This window comes from Alkalibacillus flavidus (assembly GCF_040545925.1).
Classification (GTDB): Bacteria; Bacillota; Bacilli; order Bacillales; family Alkalibacillaceae; genus Alkalibacillus; species Alkalibacillus flavidus.
The window spans coordinates 68,443-91,147 of record NZ_JBEPMX010000010.1; the positions used below are offsets into that span (position 1 = coordinate 68,443).

The window sequence follows — 22,705 nt, forward strand, 5'->3', positions numbered from 1 at the left end:
CAACCTCGCGGCGTTGTTTATCGGTTATTCATTAATCGTAAGGCATTTAATGTGACGAGTATTGTGGCGCCCATGTCAGCTAATATCGCAATCCATAACGTGAGCCAACCAGGGATGACGAGAAGTAAGGCTAATGTTTTCGTACTCAATGCAAAGATAATATTTTGTTTAATAATGTTAAGTGTTTTACGACTTAAACGCACGGTGTAAGGTAGATTCGACAAATCATCTCCCATTAGAGCGATATCAGCCGTTTCTAACGCTGCATCCGTCCCAGCGCTTCCCATCGCAATCCCGACATCAGCGGTGGCTAAGGCAGGCGCGTCATTAACGCCATCGCCGACCATCGCAACCTGACCGTATGATTGTTGTAGATTCTTCACTTCGGTTTGCTTATCTGCGGGTAATAGTTTCGCAATAAAGTGACGAATGCCGACTTGCTTACTAATTGATTGGGCGGTTTTATCATGATCGCCCGTCAATAGAATCGAATGGGTTAACTTAGCGTCAGATAATTCTTGAATCATATGTTTTGATGCTGAACGAATTGGGTCGGCAATGCTGATGAAGCCAAGTAAGTTATCGTTTTGACTCATTAAAATAACCGTATGCCCCTGTTCTTGAGCTTCATTGACAGCCAATTGTTTCTCGGGTGATAGAGTGAACACTGACGGACTACCAATGGTGTAATCCTGGCCATCGATTCGACCTTGAATTCCTTTTCCAGTTAGTGATTTAAACGCTTCAACAGAATGTGAGTCGTTTAGGCCGAATTGGTTGTCAGTATACTGGATGACTGCTTGAGCTAATGGATGCTGTGATTTCGCCTCTAACGCGCTCGCTATTTGAAAAAAAGATTGAGGCGTTAACTGATTGCTGAAAAGGTGAAAATTTTGTACAGCTGGTTTTCCTTGTGTAATGGTCCCTGTTTTATCAAATGCGATAGCTTTAATTCGACCAAGTGTTTCTAAATAAGAGCCCCCTTTAATTAAGACGCCATGCCGAGCAGCGCTTCCGATCGCCGTTACAATGGCGACGGGGGTGGAAATGACAAGAGCACACGGACAACCGACGACAAGGACCGCAAGCCCTTGATAAAGCCATGTTTCGAAACTTAATCCGAACACGACAGGCGGAATCGTTGCGACGCCGAGGGCAATGATCATAATCAGTGGTGTGTAGTACGCTGCGAATCGGTCGATTAATTGTTGCGCAGGCGCTTTTTCATTTTGTGCTTCTTCGACTAGGTGAATGATTCTCGCAAGGGTTGATTGATCGGCGCGTTTCGTTGCTGCTACTTCTAAATAGCCGTCCTCATTTAACGTGCCAGCATAAACACTATCATCCATTGTTTTAAAGGTAGGGACTGATTCACCGGTAATGGCTGCTTGGTTAATCGATGATTCACCGGCTGTCACCGTGCCATCGACGGGGATTTTTTCACCAGGTCGAATAATGATCGTATCGCCAATGATTATGTCATTTGCTTTAACTGTTTCTTCGTGACCGTTTCGTCTGACGGTTGCTGTATCAGGTGCGATCGTCATGAGCGATTGAATAGATGAGCGAGCACGGTCAATCGAATATTTTTCAAGCCATTCACTGATTGCAAACAGAAGGACGACGACGGCACCTTCGACCCATTCGCCGATTATAACTGCTCCGATAACAGCAATTGTCATTAACGTCATCATATCAAAACGCCACTTCGCTAAATTTTTGAGGCCTGTGATGACTAATGAATAGCCGCCAATAGCAATAGAGCCAATGAGAGTCGTCACGGTAAACGGATGATGATCCCCGAATTGGAACATTCCGTATAGCCCGATTGCGAGTAGACATGTTGCAATGAGTAAGTTCCAATTAGATGCTAACGTTTGTTTTAAATCAAATGATGTTTGGGTGAATTCTTTTGAAATAGCGAGCTGTTCAAATGATCCAGCTTTTTCGAGTTCATCAACAGACGCTTCTCCGTAAACGGTAATTTTTGATGCGCCAAAGTTAACGTCCGCATCGTTAACAGAATCAATCGCTTTAACGTTCTCTTCAAATGTCTTCGCGCATGAAGAACAAGACATGCCTTGGACGTAATACGTTTCTTCTGTCATGATAGTGCCTCCAGTTTTTCTTCGTGCTCAACAGCCATTTGAATTAACCGAACAATATGGTGGTCGTCTAGAGAGTAATAGCTAATTTTCCCCTGCTTTCGGACGTTCGTCAGGCCGTATTGTTTTAATGTTCTTAAGTGATGGGATGCTGTTGCTACAGATACTTCCATAATTGCTGCAACATCGCAGACACAAAGCTCGTCTTCGATTGTTAAGGCTTGGGCGATCTTGACACGCGTCGGATCAGCTAAGACTTTAAATAGGTTTGAAACGGAAGAGGTATTGGTTTGGTGGACCTTATGATATACGTGTTTTAATTGATCTTCGGTGATATCTGATGCGCAATTTGCTAATTTCATCGGTCATTCGCCTTCTTTCATTCAAATGATTGTTTGAATATAGTGTATTCAAACAATCATTTGAATGTCAATCCCCCCTCGTTCACGTTAGTGTGATGAGATGTTAAACTAATAAAAAATGATTAAGGTGATCAACATGATAAGAGAAGCGACAAAGCACGATTTAGACCAAATTGAAATCGTTGTAAATGAGGCGAAGGATGTCATGGCACGCGCTGGGTTATCTCAGTGGGGAGAGACTTATCCACTTCGTTCGCATTATGAGAAGGATTTACATAATCGAGAGCTGTATGTGTATGAACAAGACGGAGACGTGATTGGTGTAGCTTGTATTAGTGATCATGGCCATGAAGAGTACCATGAGATTGCGTGGTCAGAAGCAGATACGTTTCTTTGTTTGAAGCGTTTGGCCGTTTCGCCGAGTGCGAGGAAGCGTGGGGTAGGTTTAGCGTTTTATCACTTTGCAGAACAATTAGCGGCTGAACAAGGCATTCCGTACATCAGAACGGATACAAATGGCGAAAATAAAGCAGCGTTAAAATTATTCCAAAAAGGCCAATACACATTAGTCGATCAACAATACCACGGCGATTTTACAGAGCCATTCTATTATTATGAAAAGAGAGTCGAGCGTTCATAAATAGAGCTTGGGATAGAAGGGGATTCAATTGTACAAAAGCTAAATGTGTAAGCAACATAAGAGTTAAGCACTTATAAAGCGGAATCAAAATGCGTAGACTCCCTCGGAAAATGTTGTCATGCCAAGGATGGCGTTGTGATAAGTACTTTAAGCAGAAAACCCGGACGATTTATTTTTTAATTAAATCGTCCGGGTTTTACTTTACTGAATTGGGTTTGTCACAAGCTCTATAATTTATTTAGCTGTTAAATTCAAGTACTCTTCAACATCGCGTTTGCACAGTTCGATACCTTTTTCCCAGAATGCTTCTTGTGTAATGTCTTCGCCTAAATGTTTCATTGCTAACTCTTCCACCGTCATGCGCGCGGTATCTTGTAGTAAGGCGATATATTTATCCTCATAACTCACACCTTCTTCAAGCGCCTTCGCATAAATGCTTAACGAGAATAGATAACCAAATGTGTACGGGAAGTTGTAAAACGGAACGCCTGTAATATGGAAATGTAGTTTGTTCGACCAATAACTTGGGCTCGTTGAGTTCACGGCATCTTGATATGCTTCGCGTTGCGCTTCATCTGTTAATTCATTTAAACGCTCGGCCGGCACGAAACCATTTCGGCGTTCTTCATAAAATCGTGTCTCGAACAAGAAACGAGAGTGGATGTTCATGAAAAATGCCACACTGCGCTGTAATTTGTCTTCTAATAACGCGATTTTATCTTCATCTGTTTCAGCCTCTTTCACTGACGCATCAGCCACGATCATTTCCGCAAACGTCGATGCCGTTTCAGCGACATTCATCGCGTAACGGCGATTCAGTGGATGAACGGGCTTCAATGCGTGAGTGTGGAACGCATGACCGAGTTCGTGTGCTAGCGTAGCGACGTTAGACATCGAACCGCTGTACGTCATGAAGATACGAGATTCACCGCTTAATGGGAAGCCAGTACAGAAGCCGCCTGGGCGTTTGCCTGAACGATCTTCCGCTTCAATCCACCCGTTTTCAAACGCATGCTCAGCGAAATCAGCTAATTTTGGACTGAATTGTTTAAAGTGTTTCAAAATAAATTGAGCGCCTTCGTCATATGTTAACGTTTGGTTGTTTTCTTGTGTTGGCGCACCTAAGTCGTACCACTCTAACGTCTCTTTGCCGAGTAAATCCGCTTTACGATATAAAAAGTCAACGAACGGTTGTTTATGTTTGGTGATTGCACCCCACATCGCATCTAACGTGTCTTGTTGCATACGATTAATATCGAGTGGTTCTTTTAAGACGTTGTCCCAACCGCGTTTATCATAAACATTTAAACGGAAGCCTGCTAAATGATTTAACGTGTTGGCGAATAAAGATTCTTTTTCTTTCCATGCGGCTTCTAATTGTTCATAGACGTGTTTTCGGACGTCTGGGTTTTCGTGCGACAATAAGTTGTTCGCTTGGCCGACAGATAATGTTTTCTCTTCACCATCAACGGTTACATCGACAGTCATTTCCCCGACAATCGTGTTATACATTTGACCCCATGCGTGATAACCATCGACAGATAAAGCAGTAATAAGTGCTTCCTCATCTTCTGATAGTTGTTCCGCTGCTGCTTCACGCCATTCATTTAAAACAAAAAATAGCTCAGCTAGTTTGTCATGTTCTAATAAGGCTTGCCATACGCTTTCTTCTGTTTGGGCTAGCTTTTGGCGAAAGCGATTGAATGCTGCACTGTATGTCGCATTCAGTTCGGTTACTTCGCTTCGTAAGGTACTTGCCTTATGGTCACTCATGTCTTGCGCTTCTAAACAGGTAATATAAGCTCCTGCTTGGCGAATATGTTGGCTAATGTCCGAACCTTCTTCGATAAGGGCTGCGATCTGGTCAGCTTCTGAACTCGAAGTCGGTGTGTCGAAGGCGTTTAGTTTGTCAGCATATGTGTTCAGACGATCTTTCGTTTCGTCTAAATGACGGCGTAATTCTTCTGAATCGCTACCGCCTTGGAAAAAGGTCTCCAAATCCCATGTGATCGGGTAACTCGTTTGTGGCATCGTTCGAACCTCCTACTTATTTCATAATTTTCTTAATAATACAACGACAGTATAGCATAGAAATTAATTCGAGTGAAGAAAATTTCGAAACCTGAAGTAATTAAAAATATAAAAAATCACGCAATGTAATCATTGCGCGATTTTAACAGTTTATTAGTCATCTAAATGTTTCTTTGCTAAATACCAATCGACGACTTCGAGGCTATCATCGTTAGCGCGTGCATCAGCATCTGCTTGGGTAGCAGGTGGTGGAACGAGGACTTGGTCGCCCGGTGTCCAGTTGGCTGGTGTTGAGACTTGATGATTTGCTGTTGTTTGTAACGCTTTGACTAAGCGGACGATTTCAGCCATGTTACGTCCTGTAGTAAGTGGATAATAAATGATCGATTTAATTTGTTGTTTATCATCAATAACAAACACCGCACGGTTCGCTTCTGTTCCGCTATCGTTTGGATGGATCATGCCGTATTTGCTTGCAACATCTTTGCTTAAGTCAGCAATCACGGGGAATTCTATTTTGACATTAAAATTATCTTCAATGTTACGAATCCATGCAAGGTGTGACTGATTGCTGTCAATACTAAGACCGATCAACTCTGTATTTAACTCTTTTAACTCTGGTAAAATTTCTTGAAACGCAACGAATTCGGTCGTGCATACAGGGGTGAAATCAGCTGGGTGTGAAAATAATACCCACCATTTGCCTTCGTAATCTGTCGATTTAATTGTCCCTTGCGTCGTTTTGGCTTCGAAATAAGGGGCATGGTCACCAATTCGCGGTAATGTGTAATGCTGTTCATCGCTCATCAAACATCGCTCCTTCTTAAAGTGTATAATTCTGATAAACTTACTTAGTTTTATTATATACTTACTGTAACAAATCGATACTCAAAAAGCAAAAAAAACGACCCATATATGAGTCGTTTTTATATCAATCTATTATTCAAGTGGTGCATCATTTAATTTAACGAATTCAAATCCGTCTTCTAACAGTTGAGGAATCGCTTGGCGAATGCCTTCATTCGTGTCGCTATTCGGTTGATTCATATGTAATAAAGCAATCGAGCCGGGTTTGGCTTTGAGTAACGCTTGTTCGACCTCATCACTTGAGTAAGTGCCACCAGCATCGCCAAGAATGTCGTAGTTAACGACGTCTAAATCGAGTTGTTCGACTAAATCAACCGCAACATCGTCATAATGCGCTGTTCCAGAGCGGAAAAAATCAGGCTTCTCACCAGTCACCGATTCGATATAATCTTGATTAATCATCACTTCATCATGGGCAGCTTGTGCTGAGTGCGTACCAGCTATGCCATACGCTTCTCGACCTGTTACTGATAACGGTTGGTGATGTGTACCGTGATTTTCGATTTGAAAGAGTGGATTGTCAGCTAAAGACTTAGCAATGTCCTTGTTGTGCTGGATCCAATCTTTGTTTAGAAAGAGTGTGGCAGGAATGTTGTGTTCAATTAAAAATGAGATGAGTTCGTCATCATAACTATTCCCATGAGCACCGCCACACGCATCGAATGTTAGGGCGATTTTTTTCTCATTAGTATCTAACGTCGTTTTCACTCCATCGACGAACTCACCCCATTCAGAAGGTTCTCGTTCAAATGGGGTAAGGTCAATCGTTGTCGTATGGTGTGGTGTTTGTTTTCTGGTTAGCTTTGAGTCGCTCATGTTATTCGCATTAGACATCGCAAGTGAACAAGCAGATAATATGAAACTTAAACTGATTAATAGAATAAGATGTTTTGCCATAATAACCTCTACTTAAATGTAATCGATTCAAAGTGAGCGGTGAGATGGTCGCCGTCTTCAATCGTTATGGTACCATTGTCTAATAATAAACCGGATGGCGATGTGGCTTCTGGTGCAATCGTTTGTAACTGATTCACATAACGTTCAGGATCATCGGTACCAACTGTTATCGACGAAAATGATGTTGGATTAATGAACGTCGCATCACTTGGACGATTTATGTCGCCATCCCATTCAATTAAAAAGGGAAGAGGGCGGTTTAGCGTTTCATCGTGCGGGAAAAGCATGCGCCAAGCAAGTTCGCTTCCGTCAGGTTTCGTGCGACTGCCGGGAAACGGTCCTGAGAATGCTATATGATGATGGCGTAATCGCTCCATGACACCGTTTAAATCATCGACGCGCAAGGCGAATTGAATCGGCCCTTCTTTACGTGCATCATACGCATCGATCGTCGTTTGAATGAGTGGGTTATCCGAATGCCGTGCGATGGTTTCGTCTTCCACGCCTAACCATTCGATATAGCAATCATTGGTCATAAACGCCAGGTGATTAAACGTTCCCCAATGCTCGTGCTGCCCACCTGGCACTCCTTTTAATTGATGAATTGCCGAAAACGTTTGTTGATGAACGTCTGGATTGAATGAATGGACGACGAGATGATCGAATGCCGTCATAGTAATCCCTCCCAATTATGATAATTGAAATGCGCCGGCTAATTTTTCGTACGCTTCTAACCGTTTTTCGAAAGGCGCAACGATTGAATTAACCATAATCTCATTGACTTGATAGTGTGCCGCTAAATCAATCAGCTGCTGTTTTACACTTTCGACACTGCCGACAATCATCCTGCCACGATTTTCGACAATTCGTTTTTGTTCGAAATGGGTGAACGATTGTTGACTAGCCTCTTCAGGGTCTGGGAAATGGCCACGTCGTTGTCCTTGATCAGCCATTAAAAGCGCGACATCTAAACTTGATGCATAGTATTCCGCTTCTTCATCGGTATCACCAACGACGACGAAAACAGCGACACTCGCATAAGGGTCTTCTTGAAGTGGTGACGGGATAAAGTGATCATAATAGCGCTGGACAGCTTCTCGTCCATCATCTGGATTGATGAACTGGGCGAATGTGTATGATGTGCCGAGCTCACCTGCTGTTTGAGCACTTGAACCACTAGACCCTAACATCCAAACAGGCGGTGTCGTTGGGCTCATCGGTGTGGCTTGTACTTGATAACCTTGAGGGTCGTGACCAAGAATATAATCGATTAAATGACCAGCATCAGTTGAGTAGTTAGCTGTGTCGGGGTATTTTCCTCTATTTAAGGCGTAATAAACGCCAGGTTGGCCGCCTGGTGCGCGCCCAATACCTAAATCTATACGATTAGGATACATCGCTTCTAACACGCGGAACTGTTCAGCCACTTTGAATGGGCTATAATGGGGAAGCAAGACGCCGCCAGTTCCGACACGGATCTGCTTCGTGTGCGCTGCGATAATGGGAACCATCATTTCTGGAGCTGAGCCGGCTAAAATGACCGTGCTATGGTGCTCGCTCATCCAATATCGTGTATACCCTAATTCGTCAGCATGTTGGGCTAACGTCAACGTTTGTTGTAACGCGTTTTGTGGCGTTTCGTTATGTAATAATGGTGATTGATCGAGTACGCTTAATTTTAACATTGTGAATCGACACCCTTTTCAAAATAAGTTATGATTATAATTGTTTGAGATTTGCTGGGAAAATTCAATTGATTTGCCTATAGAATGAGGGGAAAATGATGGGAACGAAAACTGTAACGTGTCACCGATGTCAAAAACCAATCGAAAACCAAACCGATTTGCGTACGGCGAATGTGAAGATGACTGTGCGCCCGTATCATGAATCGTGCTTTAAGAAGCGGGTCGAAGAGAAAAAAGAAAAAGCGTCGATGTTTTTTGATGCGACCCCGTTTAATGGTCGTTACGCTAACATGATGACGTTAATCTTTATCGTGCTCTTTGTCTTATTCTTAACGGTTATCGACGTCCCTTCCGTCGCATACGCATTCGTCCTTATCTACCCACTATACCGATTATTTAGTTGGGTATGGTTTGAAAGACGATTAAATTAAAACAGGCATGCCTTCATCAAGTGGAGGGCATGCCTGTTTTCTAATGCTTATAGTCTTTCGCAAGGGATGCGAGGCTTTCGGCTGATTGGTTAACTTCAGCGTATGATTCGCTTAATTGTTGAATGATCTCGTTAATATGCGCTAGTTTTTGTCCCATTTCATCATTCATCGCCTTGCTTTCTCGTGTGTTCGTTAAAATATCATTGAAGAATGTGTCCGTATGCTTCATCTTTTCGCTGCCTTGTTGAATTAATGACGTGGTGTCAGCGACGCTATGAGAGACTTGCTTGATTTGTTTGTTTGTCGTATTGATTAATTCTGTAATGTTATCGATCGAACCGCGTGTCTGTTCCGATAGTTTTTTCACTTCTTCTGCGACAACGGCAAACCCTTTACCTAACTCTCCCGCACGAGCTGCTTCAATGGACGCATTAAGTGATAGTAAGTTCGTTTGCTCTGAGACATCGGTAATGAAATTCAAAATCTCGTTAATTTTCGATGACGCTGTCTCAAGTTCGTTCATTTCGCTATAAATCGTATTCATCTGTTTTTCGATATCGTTCATTTGGTCGAGTTGTTTTTCTAACTCTGATTTACCCGTGTTCGATTGCTCTTCGACAGTAGAAGCTGTTTCAACGGTTGTCTGTGAGAAAGATCGGATTTCATTCGAATGTTCGAGTAATTGCTTCGTGGCGGCATCTGTCTGCTGGGAAATAGCGACGAGCTCATCTGACATACGATCGATCTCTTCGATTAATTGTTGCTGTTGATCATATTGTTCCTGGCGTTCACGATTGTTTTCATGTTCAAACGTTTCTAGAACGAGTTGTTGTTCGATGTTTAATATCTTCGAAGTGGCCGATAACGCGTTGCGAATGTCATCGATATGGTCGAAATGGTCGAAGAAAATCTCGTGAAATGAATTGAGTAAGTCTTGGAATGCGGATAAATACCATTTCGGCATTAAACCAATTTTGACATGAGCGTATGCTATGTATTTTCGTTGTTCCACAAAAGATTCGTCGATAACGCCATTAAACATTTCTTGAATATGACGTGTGAGCGTCTTTTTCAATCGTTCCACTGAGCTGTTTGATTCAATAATACGCATAAGTGATGGTTCATGTTCGATGTTTTTGTAAAACTGTGAGACGATGGCATCAATATGTTCTGAGACTAGTGGCTTTAACGCTCTTAATGTGGCTAGATCTCGATGCGTCATGTTGACCATTTTTAATTGTTTTGTTAAATCAGCATTTTGTTTCGTGTCCATTTTGACTTGTTGTACGTAGGCATCCGGGTTCAGTACAGGTTCACTTTGCTTTTGGCGCTTAAACATTAATCGCGACACTCCTAAAATCAATTTCTATTGATATTAGTATAATAAGAAATGAATGGAAAGTAAATGCGCGTTAAGCAATTTGTCTTATTTTGTCGATTGTGCAACGGCGATACCTAATGGGGAATGGACGCCTTCACGACCTGGTTCGATGAGAACACCGTTTTGATAGTAAAAGTCGACGTGTTCATAATCAGCAAATAAATCGTGAAATTCAGCTATCGTGAGTTGGTGCACGTGAAACGGTGAGCCGCACGGTTTCCCGCGACCTTGTCCGAATGGTGTTGAGACGATTAATGTACCTCCTGGCTTGAGTAACCGTTTGTAATTATCGAGTAAGGCTTTTTCTTCGGCGATATGTTCAATCGTTTCAAAACTGACAATCGCATCAAATGTGCCGTAGCGGTCGATCAGTGTTTCATCGATTGCGTTTTCGACGACAAATTGGGTTTTCGGATGATAGTATTCGCCTTTAGCGTATTGAATGATGTCAGGGTCGAGATCGATACCGACGACTTCCTCAACTTGTTTCTTTCGTCGTTTGGCAATCATATGACTGCCGTATCCTGCGCCGCACGATAAGTCTAAGACGCGTCCGTGTAAGTATGGTAATGCAAATTGGTATCGGGCAATATGTTCAAGCAGTAAAGGGTTAAGCGGGTCCATCTTTTTCGGGATGACGCGCTCACCTGTATCGTCAATCATGTGTAGACCTCCTCGGTATTGTCTATTGCTTATTATGCCAAATGCAACTCGTGATGAAAAGATAAACCTGTTTTTGACGGGTCGGCAGGAAAATTTTATAATTAATGTATTATACATAAAGGATGATGAGGATGAACGAAGAAGAATACAGAGCACGAAAAGAAGACCCATCGTTAAAGTTATTTGTTGTCATGTCAAAAGCGTCCGGCACGCTTAATCATCTAGCCCAACACGATATGACGAGATACGGACTGAATCCGAGTGAATTTGCGTTACTTGAATTACTGTATCACCGTGGTCGCCAGCCATTGCAAAAAATCGGGGAACGGATTTTGTTGACGAGCGGCAGTATTACGTATGTTGTGAATAATTTAGAAGCGAAAGGCTTATTACAACGTGTACCATCGCCTGAAGATAGACGTGTCACGTATGCTGAGATGACTGATGAAGGTCGTCAGCTATTAAATGATATTTTCCCGAAACATTGGGAGGCTATTGAACAATTCATGGACGGATTGTCTGATGATGAGAAACGCCAAGCGATTGACTTAATTAAGAAGCTTGGACGCTCAGCCGAACAACATATGCATGACGATGCGTGATGCACACCTATGTCTAATAAACATATAGTGAAGATAAAGACGCTTAAGCAAGAGAGGGGTTAGCATCATGACTAACACTTTTAATGACCATTGGGTGAGTCCTGTTGTTTATTATTATGATCCAACAATCGCACCAGAAATGACACCTTATGCCAATGATTATACCCCATGGATGATTGATGATGTTCCGGGTGTAACGAATCAGTCGGCTATTTTGTGGCAGTATTTCCAAAATGAAAATGGCGAGCTTGATATGGATAAAGTGTTTAAAACGTTGGGGCAAGTGATGCAATTAAGTCAACAAATCACACCGATTGTGAAGTCTTTATCAACTATTGTTCGTCCGAAATAAGCCAACCTTAACGCCTGTTATGATATGTCATAATGAGGCGTTTTTTGTGCGTCTATTTTGACAATTGGATTCTAATCATCTTTAGATTATGTTAAACTAATTAGGGTTACGAATGATTTCACAAAAGAGGGTTTGATATAAAATGAGCAGTCAACCACCGATTAAGACGAATTTCTATTATGGCTGGTTAGTTGTGGCAGTCGCCGCCCTAGGTGTATTCTTCTCTGGGCCAGGACAGACTTATGCGATTTCGATTTTCATAGAATATTACATAGAATCATTTGATTATTCGCGGTCACTCGTATCAGGGTTATATTCAGCAGCGACGTTGTGTGCTGGATTTCTATTATTTACGATCGGAAAGTTAACAGACTTATATGGACAACGGATTATGATGATTGTCATTGGATTATCCCTTGCCTTTGCGACATTTTGGAATGCTTTAATCGTCGGACCTGTTATGATGTTTTTTGGCTTCTTTATGTTAAGGATTTTTGGACAAGGGTCGATGACGTTAGTGCCAAATACACTTGTCCCGCAATGGTTTATGCGTAAACGTGGACGGGCGTTAAGTGTCATGACGATTGGTGGTTTCGCAAGTGCAGCGTTATTACCCCCATTGAATACCTATTTAATTCAAACGTTTGATTGGCGTATGGTTTGGGTGTTTTGGGGTGTCGCGATTTTAGTTATCTTCATTCCAGCTGTATTACTAGTCGTACGCAATAAGCCGGCAGATATAGGTGAAGTAATTGATGGATCTGCAAAAACGCCACAACGTCGCTTGCCAACACGTTTGCCGTCATATATATTGATCGGTCTCGCGTTACTCGTATTAGTGACATTAATTCCGCCTGTCGAGACATTTTTCATCGACGTAATCGGTTGGTTACCATCAGCGTTTTGGCGTATTTTACTCTTTACAGGGCTTGTGATCACGGCATTTTATGTCATGCGAAAACGCCAATTCCAAGTGGGACAAAGGCAGGACAGCTCGGAAGAAGTGACGACGGAAGAAGCCCCGCTTGATGATAACGAAGTCAATTGGACATTGCGTGAAGCTGCAAGGACACGCGCCTTTTGGTTAATTTTGTTCTGTGTTAGTGTTCCGGCTTTAACGAATACAGGAATTACATTTCACCTCGTATCGATTTCGGAAAGTAAAGGCTTATCGGTCGAAGTGTCAGCGATTGTGTTGTCGTTAATGGCGATTATCGGCTTTCCAGTGACCTTTGTGACGGGGTATTTAGTTGATAAGTTTAAAGTAAATGTCGTGTTGTCTGTCACGTTCATGCTTCATATTGTGGCGATTTTGTGGTTGTGGCAAACATCTACGAATGCGGGCTTTATTATTTACGGCGTCATTTGGGGTGTTGTGCATGGCTTTGAGCGAATTACGCTTAATATTGTTTGGCCGAATTATTTCGGTAAACAGCATTTAGGGAGTATTAGGAGTGTGGCGCAATCTGTCATGGTTGTCGGATCAGCACTTGGGCCACTTCCGTTTGGTATTTTCTATGACTGGCTTGGTGGTTATTCAGAAATCATCTTAATCGCTGTTATTTTCCCGGTTATTGCTGCGATTTTTGCCTTGATTTCACCTGCCCCACAACCTAAAGAATAAAAGGAAAAAGGCACGCCGAGTATTGCTCGACGTGCCTTTTTTCGTTTAAACATCATCGCGTAAGAATGAAATGACGAGGCCGCCTTCACCTGCGTAGTTGGCAATGAGAGGCCCCATTTCGACAATATGATCCTCATCTTGATGGTAGCGTTCTTTAATTTGGTTCATAATATCTATCGCTTTGTCGTGACAGCGGCTTTGGGACATCACAATCGTTTTACCTTCTAATGACTTTGAATAATCGCCGATTTGATCGACTAAACGCCGAAGTGCTTTTTTCTCACCGCGAATTTTTTCAGTGACTTCAATTTCGCCTTCGTCAGAGGCGCGCATTAATAGTTTAATATTTAATGTTTTCGCAATCGCCCCACGGAAACGGTCAAGACGCCCGCCTTTGATTAAATTTTCCACTGTGCGAAGTGAAAAGAGCGTGACGGTTCGTTCAGCGTTTTGTTTCATCGTATCAACAATTTCTTGAAAGTCCATTTGTTTCATTTTTAATTTAACGACTTCATTTGCTAGAAGTGCCATGCCACAAGATGCGGTCTTCGTATTAATAATTTCAACTTGTCGATCCGGCTCTTCATCTAATAACATATCACGCCCGATGACAGCGTTTTGGTATGTGGCACTTAAGTTTTGCGATAAAGATAAGAGTAAAATAGGCGTATTTGCATCAACCGCTTTGAAAGCATCGTAAAATTCATTTGGACTTGGGGCCGATGTTTTAGCTAAATCCCCTTCATCTTTTAGTTTCTCGTAAAACTGTTCTGTCGTTAAATTAACACCACCTTTGTAAACGCCGTCGTTAAAGTGAATGTTTAACGGAATCGTTATGACGTTAAATTTGTCGGCAAAACTTTGTGGTAAATCGGCTCCACCATCAACCATGATTTGAAAAGACATGATTCATCACCTCTATTTTAATTGTTTGTTTTCACGTTGGTTTATAACTTTCACCTTTCGCTTTTTAGATGTACTAATGATAAATAACATTAAACCGACGATCACGATTGATCCACCTAAAAACTGTGACCAAGTGACGAGTTCTCCCAGGATAAAATAAGCTAAAACTGATGCACCGACAGGTTCGAATAATATGCCCATCGTGATTGTTGATGCACTCACCCATTTAATGGCCCAATTAAACAGTGTATGGCCGAAGAAAGTCGGAATAATAGCTAATGCTAAAAAGTAAAGCCATGTATCACTAGAATAGCCGGTGAATGGTTCGTTTAATATGATGTTGTAAAGAATTAACGTGATCGAACTAATACTATAGACGATAAAGGTATATGTCATGAGAGACAGGCGTTGTCTGACGTTTTGCCCGAATAAGAAATACCCTGTAATCGCAATCGCACCCATTAAAGCGAGGAAGTTTCCGAACAGTGCCCAACCACTAATTTGGAAATCACCCCAACTAATGATCGCACTTCCCGTGAAAGCGATTAACATACTTAAAACAGCGCCGCTTGTGAAGCGTTCTTTGAAAAATAAGTACGTCCCGATAAAGGCGAAGATGGGTTGAGTCGTCACGAGAACGACAGAGCTTGCGACTGATGTGTGATTTAGCGATTCAAACCACAAGATAAAATGAAAGGCGAGAAAAACGCCAGCAGCAGCCGAATAGACCCAATCACGTTTTGAAATGTGACGGAATTCGCCGATGTTACGCCACAAAATATACGGTAGCATGATGATAACCGCAAGCAATAGCCGGTAATTAGCGGTGATTGACGATGGAGCGTCAGCAAGGCGAACGAAAATAGCCGAAGTCGACACTGCGATAACGCCGATTATAATCGCCACGTAAGGTGCAATTTGTTGTTTGTTCATCGTGTCACTCCTCATAAATGAGTCGAGTTAAATGCGAAAATGACCTTTGTATCCAGCGAACAGGATCGGCCCTATTGCTAGGCCTCCAATTAAGCCGAATAAATGCGCGTAAATATTAATATTAGGTTGGAATGTCATGACAAGACTGATGATAACAATGACGATGATAACTTGACGGCTGCTCGCATCAATCAATTCAGGACGCATGAATAATAAGTATAAGTAAATGCCGAATAACCCGAAAATTGCACCAGAAGCACCAACATGACTATACATTAAGTCAGCTAAGAAAAGGGTGGCAACATTTCCGATTAAGCCAGCTGTTAAATATGCTAAAATGAACTTGATGCGACCGAGCATGACTTCCAAAGCGGGTCCAAACAAGATTAAACTAAATGTATTAAACAAAAGATGCATCGCGCCAGTGTGAGTGAAGATAGGCGTCATCAAACGCCAATACTGGCCATCGACTAAAATAGGTAAGTTCCAACCGATCATTAATTCGCGCAATCCAAGCGATATGTTCACTAATAGAAAAACGATTAAATGAATCGCGACAATGGTTGAAACGATAGGATAAAATTTAAGGAATTGCTTGAAGCTTTCCGTTCGAATGAAAAACATAGGTGTTAGCCTCTCTTTAGTACGCTTTATTTCTTTTAAGAATACTAATCTTTGGCTCATCTTGCAATAAGAAAGCAGGTGAAATCGTTGATTCAAGGCATAGGTGTTGATATTCAAGAAATAGATCGCATACAGACATTACTGTCACGTCAGCCTCGTTTTACTGAGCGTATTCTCACGACACGCGAGCGTCAAGTGTTATCACATTATACGAATGAAAAACGCCGACTAGAATTTATCGCAGGTCGTTTTGCTGCAAAAGAAGCTTACAGCAAGGCGCTAGGCTGTGGCATTGGTCGTGACGTGTCATTTCATTCGATTGAAATAATATCAAATGAAGCGGGGCGCCCAAGCATTTATGTTGAAGGTACGCTTGAACCACATGTCCATGTATCGATCTCCCATAGTAACCACTACGTCGTCGCCCAAGTCATTATTGAAATCGTCTCATAGCTCGTCTGCATAATTGTACTCCTCGTCTCATAGAGTGTATTGCGGGTAACAAAAAGGTCCGATGTGCACATTGTCACCGCAACTGAATAGATAGCTTGTGATATAAGACAAGCGAAAAACGATGAGACGGAGGAGTTGTTTGCATGATTAGAAATCGTATTCTCTTCGTAACCTTAATGGTGGCTGTCGTGTTACTGGCAGCTTGTGGGGAAGAGACAGTAGATGATGTATTACAATCATTAGACGATCGAGTAGGTGAGATGACGAGTTTTTCAGCCGAGGCTGAGATGACGATGTCGACAGGGGAGGAGCCCGAGCAGTATCAAGTGGATGTGTTACACAAAGCGGATGATTTCTTTAAAGTTGTGATGAACAATATGAATGATGAAAAAGGCGATCAAGTGATTTTACGCAATGATGAAGGTGTCTTTGTTTTAACTCCTTCGATCAACAAGAGCTACAAGTTCCAAAACGATTGGCCAAAACAACATAGTCAACCGTATATGTATACATCGTTAGTAGCTGATGTATTAAATGATAGTGATCGAGAGTTTCAAATGACAGATAATTATTATGTGTTTAAAGTGAAAACGAATTACAAAGGTAATCAGCAGTTGCCATATCAAGAAGTGTATTTCCATAAAGATTCGTATAAACCAGCATTAGTGCGTGTACAGGACCAAAACGGCGATACGATGGTAGAAGTTGAGTTTAGTTCGTTTGAATTTGACGTTGATATTGCAGATAGTGAATTTGATACAGACGAGAACCTGTCAGAGGGTGCGGTGAGTGTGCCAACGATGACGGAATTAGAAGAACGTGATATGACCGTTTACACACCAAATGTCGTCCCTGAAGGTGCTAGTAAATCAGGTGAAGAAGTGGTTGAGTTCGAAGATGGCGAGCGCGTGATTTTGACGTATGAAGGTGACAAATCATTCACGCTAGTGCAAGAACAGTTTGAATCCTACCCGACGAGTTTACAAGTACCTGTGAGTGCAACGGGGGATTTAGTCGATTTAGGTTTCACTGTCGGACATTTAAACAATCATTCGCTAGAGTGGGAGCTTGATGGTATGCGTTTTGTGTTAGCGAGTGACTCGTTAACAGTGAATGAAATGGTTCAAGTTGCGCAATCGGTCGACCAACAAGTGATGAAATAACGTATAAGCTAGTGATAATCAAGATGATTCCCGCTTCATAGGCGGGTTTCTTTTTTTGAGTGTTCGTCATTAAACTGACATAAGAAAATGATTTTAGTTGGAGCGACTTCCGTTTGGGATTGAACGAGTTTAAAGCTTTTAGTGGATAATTGACAGGCCTGTGTTTGCGGTGGATAATGACAATAAACGAATGTTCGAGGAAGAGAAGGGATCATCATGACACACACTTTTTACCGTGATACATGGGCGGATATTGATTTAGATGCCATTCGTCACAATGTTAAACAACTGAAAAATTTGTATCCATCGCCGAAAAACGTCTACGCTGTTGTGAAGGCAAATGCGTACGGTCATGGTGATATCGAAGTGGCTCAGGCGGCATTAGAAGCAGGTGCTGATAAACTAGCGGTTGCGTTACTCGATGAAGCCATTCGTTTACGCAGTCATTTTCCACATATACCGATTTTAATTTTAGGACGGATCAGACCAGAACAAGCACCGATTGCGGCAGCACACAATGTCATGATCACACTCTATCAAGCTGAGTGGGTCGAACAAGCTAAGGCTTATCTGGATGAACCGTTAGATGTTCATCTTAAGATTGATACAGGCATGAACCGTCAAGGTATAAAGTCTGCCGATGAAGCGTATGCTGTATTAACGGCGATGCAATCGTCAAACCTACGTTTAAAAGGGGTCTACTCTCATCTAGCAACAGCTGATGAAGATGAACATGTTGTCTTAACCCGGCAGATGACCCGTTTTAAAACGTATTTACAAGAATTTGACGGCTATATATCAGAGGATGTTGAAGTCCATCTTGGTAATTCAGCTGGGTCCATGCGTTTTCCGAATGAGATGTTTGATTCGGTTCGGTTTGGCATTGGCATGTATGGTTTGTATCCTTCTGATCTCGTAGCAGCTGAAACAGGGATTCCGCTTAAGCCGGCATTTTCGTTACAAAGTCGGTTGATTCATATTAAAAAAATCAGTCCTGGTGAAACGGTTAGCTACGGAGCAACTTATACAGCGGAACAAGAAGAATGGATTGGTACTGTGCCACTTGGTTATGGTGATGGCTGGATTCGTCAGTTACAAGGGTTTCATGTTTTACTAGAGGGCAAGGAATATCCGATTGTCGGACGAGTGTGTATGGATCAATTTATGGTTAAATTAGACCGCTACATGCCAGTTGATACACCTGTTACAATTATAGGTGAACAAGAAGACGCTTTTGTCTCCGTTGATGATGTTGCTCATCATCTCGATACGATTAACTATGAAATTCCGTGTATGTTAAACGAACGAATTCCACGTGTCTATCATCATAAAAAAGATTAAATTCGCGTCAAAACCCTATTTTATTCGCAATTTCGCTTTACGAACCTTATCGAATGATGTTAAGATGTTTCTAGATTTGTTGTTCGTAAATTGTTGGGGGTGTAAGGATGTCTAATTCTTCAAAAGAGGTAGTCGTCGAACTGCCGATGTCTTTACTAAATGAGTGTGATGAACTCATTGGAGATGAACAAGATTTCTCTGATCATCAGGAACTCATTTTGCAAGCTGTGCATAGCTATGTGAAAGAAGAGAAGAAACGTCAAATCACAGAAAAGATGCGCCGTGGTTATGTCGAAATGAAAAACATCAACTTAGATATCGCATCTGAAGCTTTCCAAGCTGAAGAGGAGGCTGAAACCACTCTTGAGCGCTTAGTGAGTGGGGTGTAATTAACTTGTACGTTAAACGAGGCGATGTCTACTACGCCGATTTAACACCTGTAGTAGGATCTGAACAAGGCGGCGTTCGCCCGGTTCTCATTATACAAAACAATATAGGCAATCGTTTTAGTCCAACTGTCGTCGTAGCAGCAATCACAGCACAAATTCAAAAAGCGAAATTACCGACTCATGTCGAAATTGATGCTAAAAAATATGACTTTGAACGTGATTCTGTTATTTTGCTTGAACAAATTCGCACCATTGATAAACAACGTTTAACGGACCAAATCACAACGTTAGACGAGTTTTTAATGGGACAAGTTGATGACGCCTTGCAAATTAGCCTTGGACTAATGGATTTATAACGTTCATCATAAGGAAGACCGTCTATTTCATAATAGGCGGTTTTTATATTGAGGTTTAGGCATTTTGTGTCAAATAAGCGAGAATACTTTATGTTTTAGTAGAATAACGGTACAATATACACAAATATGAAAAGTGATGAAGTTTTCTGAAAAGTATGGTAAAATTTAATCTTAAATGATACATTGATTTTTTAGATTTCAAATAATGGAGGTTGTAACGAATCATGGATGTCAAACAAGTGGTGCTTAACAATAGTGATTACTTAATCGATCGCTGGATTCATCAATTAGACAATAAATCGCTAAAGGATTATACATCGACAATTTCAGACGATATGATCAATCAAATGAATCAAGAGTTTGCAGATTTTGTCATGAAAAGTCTGCAACAAGAAGACTCTAAAATCGAATCACTCGATCAATTTGCGGAAAAAGTCGTAAATCTTGGTTGGCCTTTCGGATACATAACAGAAGGGTTACAAACATTTCGAACAGAGAGTACTAAATTCGTTTTAGATCAGTTAGAAACAAACGATAAAGATGAATTCATCGATGTGATGGAACGTGTGAATAATTGGATTGATCCGTTGAAAATTCGATTATTAAATCAGTATTCGACAAATTGGAACAATATTTTGTCGATGCAAAAACTAGCCCTTGAAGAATTATCTGCACCACTTATTCCAGTCATGGATGAAATTACGGTGATGCCATTAGTTGGAACGATCGATACAGACCGGGCGAAGTTAATTATGGAGAATTTACTTAATGGTGTCGTTAAAAATCGAACGGATGTCGTGTTAATTGACATCACAGGGGTGCCTGTTGTCGATACGATGGTTGCTCACCATATTATTCAAGCCGCTGAAGCTGTACGGTTACTAGGCGCAACATGCATTCTCGTCGGTATTCGACCTGAAATTGCCCAAACGATTGTAAACCTCGGCATTGATTTAAGCCAATTCCCTACGAAGAGCTCGCTTAAGAAAGGGTTTGAGACAGCTCTTCAAATGACTGAGCAACACATTGTGTCGAATGAATCAAAGCATGAAGATATTGAAGAAGTCTTAGATTCAATCGGGAAGGAGTCATAATATTGCGCGTACCTATTTTAAAGCTACACAATTACTTATTAGTTTCAATTCAGATTGAATTAGATGATCAAACAGCGATGGAATTTCAAGAAGATTTACTGAGTAAAATTCATGAAACAGGCGCGACTGGAGTGGTCATTGATTTAACGTCAGTAGAAGTCGTTGACTCGTTTATTGCGAAAGTATTTGGTGATGTCGTGTCTATGGCAGACCTTATGGGTGCAAAAGTTGTCTTTACTGGGGTGCAGCCTGCTGTATCTATGACGTTAATTGAGTTAGGCATTTACTTAAAGGAGGTACCGACGGCTCTCGATTTAGAGCAAGGTATTATTAAGTTAAGACAAGAATTGGAGGAGAAGTGATGAAGGAAACTCTATCCTCTGTTGTCATTAAACAAGAATGGGATATTGTTGGAGCGAGACAAGCTGGTCGACAAGTGTCGCAAGAATTGGGGTTTGGTTCGGTTGACCAAGCACGAATTGCGACTGCGATTTCGGAATTAGCGCGTAATATTTACTTGTACACAGATGAAGGTCAAATCACATTTGAAGAAGTGCGCGATATCCCTAAAGTTGGTTTGAAAATTGTAGCCCAAGATCAAGGTCCAGGTATCAAAGACTTGAGCGCTGTCATGAAAGATGGTTATTCTACTTCTGGTGGTTTAGGAGCTGGATTACCTGGTGTAAAACGATTGATGGATGATTTTGATTTAGAGTCAAATGAGTCGGGGACAAAGGTGACCGCGATTAAGTGGGCTCGGTAGGAGGGGTATGCATTGAGCTCGATCGAATCAGATATGCAGAATTATAAAGAGTTATTGTCGCAATATTTATCAACTCGTGATGAAGCTATTTTGTATCAGGCAGAACAATTTAGTAAGCAATCGATTCAACAAAATATTTCACCCGACGAAATTGTTAACGTCCATTACGAAGCGTTAGAAGAAGTCGTTCCAGATATGGATGAGCGTGTGCGAGATTCCTTCCAATTCCTAATCGAGACGATGATTTCTTACGGGTTAGCTTATCAAGAACATCAAGTGTTGCGTGAAAAACAAATTGAATTGCGTTCAGAAATTGGTGTTGCTGCTAATATGCAAGAAACATTGTTAAAAACGACGATTCCGACACATAATAGTCTAGACATCGGGGTTAAATCAGTCCCTGCTAAAGAAATGAACGGCGATTATCATCATTTTATTACAGATGAAGATGGGAATATCGGTGTCGCGATAGCTGATGTAATCGGAAAAGGTGTGCCAGCTGCGTTTTGTATGTCGATGATTAAATTTGCGATGGAAAGTTTTTTAGACAATGATATTAATCCGCAGCGCGTGTTAGATTCACTTAACCGAGTCGTCGGTCGTAACGTGGAAGAAGGCATGTTTGTCACGATGTTTTACGGTTATTATGATACGACGTCACATCAGTTTTATTATGCATCAGCTGGTCATGAACCGTGCTACATATTAAGACATGATAGTGGTGAATTTGAAGAAATCGATGCAAAGGGATTACTTCTTGGTGTCGAGAATTTAGTGTCTTATGAAGAACGGCAAGTCGACATACACCCAGGTGATTTAATTATTTTATTAACTGACGGTGTGACAGAGTGTCGCGTGAACGATCGTTTCATAGAGCAAGATGAAGTGTTAGATATTATTAATCAATACGCTCATTTAGACGCACAAGAAGTCGTCGAAGGTGTATTTAAATATTTTGAACGCCTACAAGATTTCCAATTAAGAGATGATTTCACGTTACTTGTGATGAAACGAAATGATTAATGATGTTTCAAAATGAATAA

Annotated in this window: 26 protein-coding genes; 14 read left to right on the plus strand and 12 right to left on the minus strand. The window is 41.5% G+C overall.

The genetic code is table 11. The features are described from left to right. Positions 1-17: 17 nt before the first annotated feature. Both ABID56_RS10080 and ABID56_RS10085 read right to left on the minus strand, forming a co-directional pair. On the minus strand, positions 18-2,108 hold the full coding sequence (locus ABID56_RS10080; protein ID WP_354220806.1) for a heavy metal translocating P-type ATPase: 2,091 nt from the start codon (positions 2,106-2,108) through the stop codon (positions 18-20). After that, on the minus strand, positions 2,105-2,467 hold the full coding sequence (locus ABID56_RS10085; protein ID WP_354220808.1) for an ArsR/SmtB family transcription factor: 363 nt from the start codon (positions 2,465-2,467) through the stop codon (positions 2,105-2,107). The genes ABID56_RS10080 and ABID56_RS10085 overlap by 4 nt, the downstream gene beginning before the upstream one ends. A 136-nt stretch (positions 2,468-2,603) precedes the next feature. Between ABID56_RS10085 and ABID56_RS10090 the strand changes: the two genes are divergently transcribed. Further along, on the plus strand, positions 2,604-3,107 hold the full coding sequence (locus tag ABID56_RS10090; RefSeq protein WP_354220811.1) for a GNAT family N-acetyltransferase: 504 nt from the start codon (positions 2,604-2,606) through the stop codon (positions 3,105-3,107). A 234-nt stretch (positions 3,108-3,341) separates the two neighbouring features. Here the strand turns inward: ABID56_RS10090 and ABID56_RS10095 are convergent, their stop codons facing one another. The 5 genes from ABID56_RS10095 to ABID56_RS10115 all read right to left on the minus strand — a co-directional run bounded on the left by ABID56_RS10095 (position 3,342) and on the right by ABID56_RS10115 (position 8,587). Next, positions 3,342-5,138 (minus strand): M3 family oligoendopeptidase, encoded by a 1,797-nt coding sequence (locus ABID56_RS10095; protein WP_354220813.1) that lies wholly within the window; start codon positions 5,136-5,138, stop codon positions 3,342-3,344. 153 nt (positions 5,139-5,291) lie between these two features. Then, a complete protein-coding gene (locus ABID56_RS10100) occupies positions 5,292-5,945 on the minus strand; it encodes a peroxiredoxin (protein ID WP_354220815.1) in 654 nt (217 codons plus the stop codon). A 132-nt stretch (positions 5,946-6,077) separates the two neighbouring features. After that, positions 6,078-6,902, minus strand: coding sequence for a polysaccharide deacetylase family protein (locus ABID56_RS10105; protein ID WP_354220817.1), 825 nt, complete (start codon positions 6,900-6,902; stop codon positions 6,078-6,080). Between the two features lie 8 nt (positions 6,903-6,910). Further along, entirely contained in the window at positions 6,911-7,576 is a 666-nt protein-coding gene (locus ABID56_RS10110) for a VOC family protein (protein WP_354220819.1), read from the minus strand. Positions 7,577-7,591: 15 nt separating this feature from the next. After that, positions 7,592-8,587, minus strand: a complete 996-nt coding sequence (locus tag ABID56_RS10115) for an LLM class flavin-dependent oxidoreductase (RefSeq protein ID WP_354220821.1) — start codon at positions 8,585-8,587, stop codon at positions 7,592-7,594. Positions 8,588-8,685: 98 nt separating this feature from the next. On the opposite strand from ABID56_RS10115, the gene ABID56_RS10120 reads away from it, so the two are divergent. After that, positions 8,686-9,018, plus strand: coding sequence for a hypothetical protein (locus ABID56_RS10120; protein ID WP_354220823.1), 333 nt, complete (start codon positions 8,686-8,688; stop codon positions 9,016-9,018). 40 nt (positions 9,019-9,058) lie between these two features. On the opposite strand, the gene ABID56_RS10125 is transcribed toward ABID56_RS10120, so the two are convergent. After that, entirely contained in the window at positions 9,059-10,357 is a 1,299-nt protein-coding gene (locus tag ABID56_RS10125; RefSeq protein WP_354220825.1) for a globin-coupled sensor protein, read from the minus strand. Positions 10,358-10,444: 87 nt separating this feature from the next. Next, positions 10,445-11,062: a class I SAM-dependent methyltransferase gene (locus ABID56_RS10130; RefSeq protein WP_354220827.1), complete on the minus strand. Its 618-nt coding sequence runs from the start codon at positions 11,060-11,062 to the stop codon at positions 10,445-10,447. Positions 11,063-11,193: 131 nt separating this feature from the next. Here ABID56_RS10130 and ABID56_RS10135 point away from each other — a divergent pair, with 131 nt between their 5' ends. From ABID56_RS10135 to ABID56_RS10145, 3 genes are all read left to right on the plus strand, one after another. Further along, positions 11,194-11,664, plus strand: coding sequence for a MarR family winged helix-turn-helix transcriptional regulator (locus ABID56_RS10135; protein WP_354220829.1), 471 nt, complete (start codon positions 11,194-11,196; stop codon positions 11,662-11,664). A gap of 67 nt (positions 11,665-11,731) precedes the next feature. Beyond that, complete coding sequence (locus ABID56_RS10140) at positions 11,732-12,016, plus strand: YppG family protein (protein WP_354220831.1); 285 nt, start codon at positions 11,732-11,734, stop codon at positions 12,014-12,016. 142 nt (positions 12,017-12,158) lie between these two features. Continuing rightward, on the plus strand, positions 12,159-13,640 hold the full coding sequence (locus ABID56_RS10145) for an MFS transporter (protein ID WP_354220833.1): 1,482 nt from the start codon (positions 12,159-12,161) through the stop codon (positions 13,638-13,640). 45 nt (positions 13,641-13,685) lie between these two features. Here ABID56_RS10145 and ABID56_RS10150 read toward each other — a convergent pair whose 3' ends face one another. From ABID56_RS10150 to ABID56_RS10160, 3 genes are read right to left on the minus strand one after another with little or no spacing between them, the layout of a single operon-like run. Continuing rightward, positions 13,686-14,546, minus strand: a complete 861-nt coding sequence (locus ABID56_RS10150) for a DegV family protein (protein WP_354220835.1) — start codon at positions 14,544-14,546, stop codon at positions 13,686-13,688. 12 nt (positions 14,547-14,558) lie between these two features. After that, on the minus strand, positions 14,559-15,479 hold the full coding sequence (locus ABID56_RS10155; RefSeq protein WP_354220837.1) for a DMT family transporter: 921 nt from the start codon (positions 15,477-15,479) through the stop codon (positions 14,559-14,561). A gap of 27 nt (positions 15,480-15,506) precedes the next feature. Then, a complete protein-coding gene (locus tag ABID56_RS10160; protein ID WP_354220839.1) occupies positions 15,507-16,103 on the minus strand; it encodes a rhomboid family intramembrane serine protease in 597 nt (198 codons plus the stop codon). A gap of 87 nt (positions 16,104-16,190) precedes the next feature. Between ABID56_RS10160 and acpS the strand changes: the two genes are divergently transcribed. From acpS to ABID56_RS10205, 9 genes are all read left to right on the plus strand, one after another. Further along, complete coding sequence (acpS, locus tag ABID56_RS10165) at positions 16,191-16,556, plus strand: holo-ACP synthase (RefSeq protein WP_354220841.1); 366 nt, start codon at positions 16,191-16,193, stop codon at positions 16,554-16,556. Between the two features lie 143 nt (positions 16,557-16,699). Further along, the gene (locus ABID56_RS10170) at positions 16,700-17,719 is read left to right on the plus strand and encodes a LolA family protein (protein ID WP_354220843.1); all 1,020 of its coding nucleotides are present in this window, start codon (positions 16,700-16,702) and stop codon (positions 17,717-17,719) included. 216 nt (positions 17,720-17,935) lie between these two features. After that, positions 17,936-19,060 (plus strand): alanine racemase, encoded by a 1,125-nt coding sequence (gene alr / locus ABID56_RS10175; RefSeq protein WP_354220845.1) that lies wholly within the window; start codon positions 17,936-17,938, stop codon positions 19,058-19,060. Positions 19,061-19,167: 107 nt separating this feature from the next. Continuing rightward, positions 19,168-19,449 carry an antitoxin gene (locus ABID56_RS10180; RefSeq protein ID WP_354220847.1) on the plus strand — a complete coding sequence of 94 codons (282 nt, stop codon included), beginning with the start codon at positions 19,168-19,170 and terminating at the stop codon, positions 19,447-19,449. Between the two features lie 5 nt (positions 19,450-19,454). Beyond that, entirely contained in the window at positions 19,455-19,805 is a 351-nt protein-coding gene (locus ABID56_RS10185; protein ID WP_354220849.1) for a type II toxin-antitoxin system PemK/MazF family toxin, read from the plus strand. A gap of 224 nt (positions 19,806-20,029) precedes the next feature. Further along, positions 20,030-20,899: an STAS domain-containing protein gene (locus tag ABID56_RS10190; protein WP_354220851.1), complete on the plus strand. Its 870-nt coding sequence runs from the start codon at positions 20,030-20,032 to the stop codon at positions 20,897-20,899. 2 nt (positions 20,900-20,901) lie between these two features. Next, on the plus strand, positions 20,902-21,261 hold the full coding sequence (locus ABID56_RS10195) for an STAS domain-containing protein (RefSeq protein WP_354220853.1): 360 nt from the start codon (positions 20,902-20,904) through the stop codon (positions 21,259-21,261). Next, entirely contained in the window at positions 21,261-21,662 is a 402-nt protein-coding gene (locus ABID56_RS10200; protein ID WP_354220855.1) for an anti-sigma regulatory factor, read from the plus strand. The genes ABID56_RS10195 and ABID56_RS10200 overlap by 1 nt, the downstream gene beginning before the upstream one ends. 12 nt (positions 21,663-21,674) lie before the next feature. Next, positions 21,675-22,685 carry a PP2C family protein-serine/threonine phosphatase gene (locus tag ABID56_RS10205; RefSeq protein ID WP_354220857.1) on the plus strand — a complete coding sequence of 337 codons (1,011 nt, stop codon included), beginning with the start codon at positions 21,675-21,677 and terminating at the stop codon, positions 22,683-22,685. The last annotated feature ends 20 nt before the right edge of the window (positions 22,686-22,705 follow it).

Bases quoted from the DNA above. Each gene is read 5' to 3' on its own strand.
- ABID56_RS10145 (WP_354220833.1), top strand. From the start codon at position 12,159: ATGAGCAGTCAACCACCGATTAAGACGAATTTCTATTATGGCTGGTTA.
- ABID56_RS10125 (WP_354220825.1), bottom strand. From the start codon at position 10,357: ATGTTTAAGCGCCAAAAGCAAAGTGAACCTGTACTGAACCCGGATGCC.
- ABID56_RS10155 (WP_354220837.1), bottom strand. From the start codon at position 15,479: ATGAACAAACAACAAATTGCACCTTACGTGGCGATTATAATCGGCGTT.
- ABID56_RS10100 (WP_354220815.1), bottom strand. From the start codon at position 5,945: ATGAGCGATGAACAGCATTACACATTACCGCGAATTGGTGACCATGCC.
- ABID56_RS10190 (WP_354220851.1), top strand. From the start codon at position 20,030: ATGGATGTCAAACAAGTGGTGCTTAACAATAGTGATTACTTAATCGAT.
- ABID56_RS10150 (WP_354220835.1), bottom strand. From the start codon at position 14,546: ATGTCTTTTCAAATCATGGTTGATGGTGGAGCCGATTTACCACAAAGT.
- ABID56_RS10120 (WP_354220823.1), top strand. From the start codon at position 8,686: ATGGGAACGAAAACTGTAACGTGTCACCGATGTCAAAAACCAATCGAA.
- ABID56_RS10090 (WP_354220811.1), top strand. From the start codon at position 2,604: ATGATAAGAGAAGCGACAAAGCACGATTTAGACCAAATTGAAATCGTT.
- ABID56_RS10095 (WP_354220813.1), bottom strand. From the start codon at position 5,138: ATGCCACAAACGAGTTACCCGATCACATGGGATTTGGAGACCTTTTTC.
- ABID56_RS10085 (WP_354220808.1), bottom strand. From the start codon at position 2,467: ATGAAATTAGCAAATTGCGCATCAGATATCACCGAAGATCAATTAAAA.
- ABID56_RS10180 (WP_354220847.1), top strand. From the start codon at position 19,168: ATGTCTAATTCTTCAAAAGAGGTAGTCGTCGAACTGCCGATGTCTTTA.
- ABID56_RS10200 (WP_354220855.1), top strand. From the start codon at position 21,261: ATGAAGGAAACTCTATCCTCTGTTGTCATTAAACAAGAATGGGATATT.
- ABID56_RS10170 (WP_354220843.1), top strand. From the start codon at position 16,700: ATGATTAGAAATCGTATTCTCTTCGTAACCTTAATGGTGGCTGTCGTG.
- ABID56_RS10130 (WP_354220827.1), bottom strand. From the start codon at position 11,062: ATGATTGACGATACAGGTGAGCGCGTCATCCCGAAAAAGATGGACCCG.
- ABID56_RS10105 (WP_354220817.1), bottom strand. From the start codon at position 6,902: ATGGCAAAACATCTTATTCTATTAATCAGTTTAAGTTTCATATTATCT.
- ABID56_RS10110 (WP_354220819.1), bottom strand. From the start codon at position 7,576: ATGACGGCATTCGATCATCTCGTCGTCCATTCATTCAATCCAGACGTT.
- ABID56_RS10115 (WP_354220821.1), bottom strand. From the start codon at position 8,587: ATGTTAAAATTAAGCGTACTCGATCAATCACCATTATTACATAACGAA.
- ABID56_RS10160 (WP_354220839.1), bottom strand. From the start codon at position 16,103: ATGTTTTTCATTCGAACGGAAAGCTTCAAGCAATTCCTTAAATTTTAT.
- alr (WP_354220845.1), top strand. From the start codon at position 17,936: ATGACACACACTTTTTACCGTGATACATGGGCGGATATTGATTTAGAT.
- ABID56_RS10140 (WP_354220831.1), top strand. From the start codon at position 11,732: ATGACTAACACTTTTAATGACCATTGGGTGAGTCCTGTTGTTTATTAT.
- ABID56_RS10080 (WP_354220806.1), bottom strand. From the start codon at position 2,108: ATGACAGAAGAAACGTATTACGTCCAAGGCATGTCTTGTTCTTCATGC.
- ABID56_RS10135 (WP_354220829.1), top strand. From the start codon at position 11,194: ATGAACGAAGAAGAATACAGAGCACGAAAAGAAGACCCATCGTTAAAG.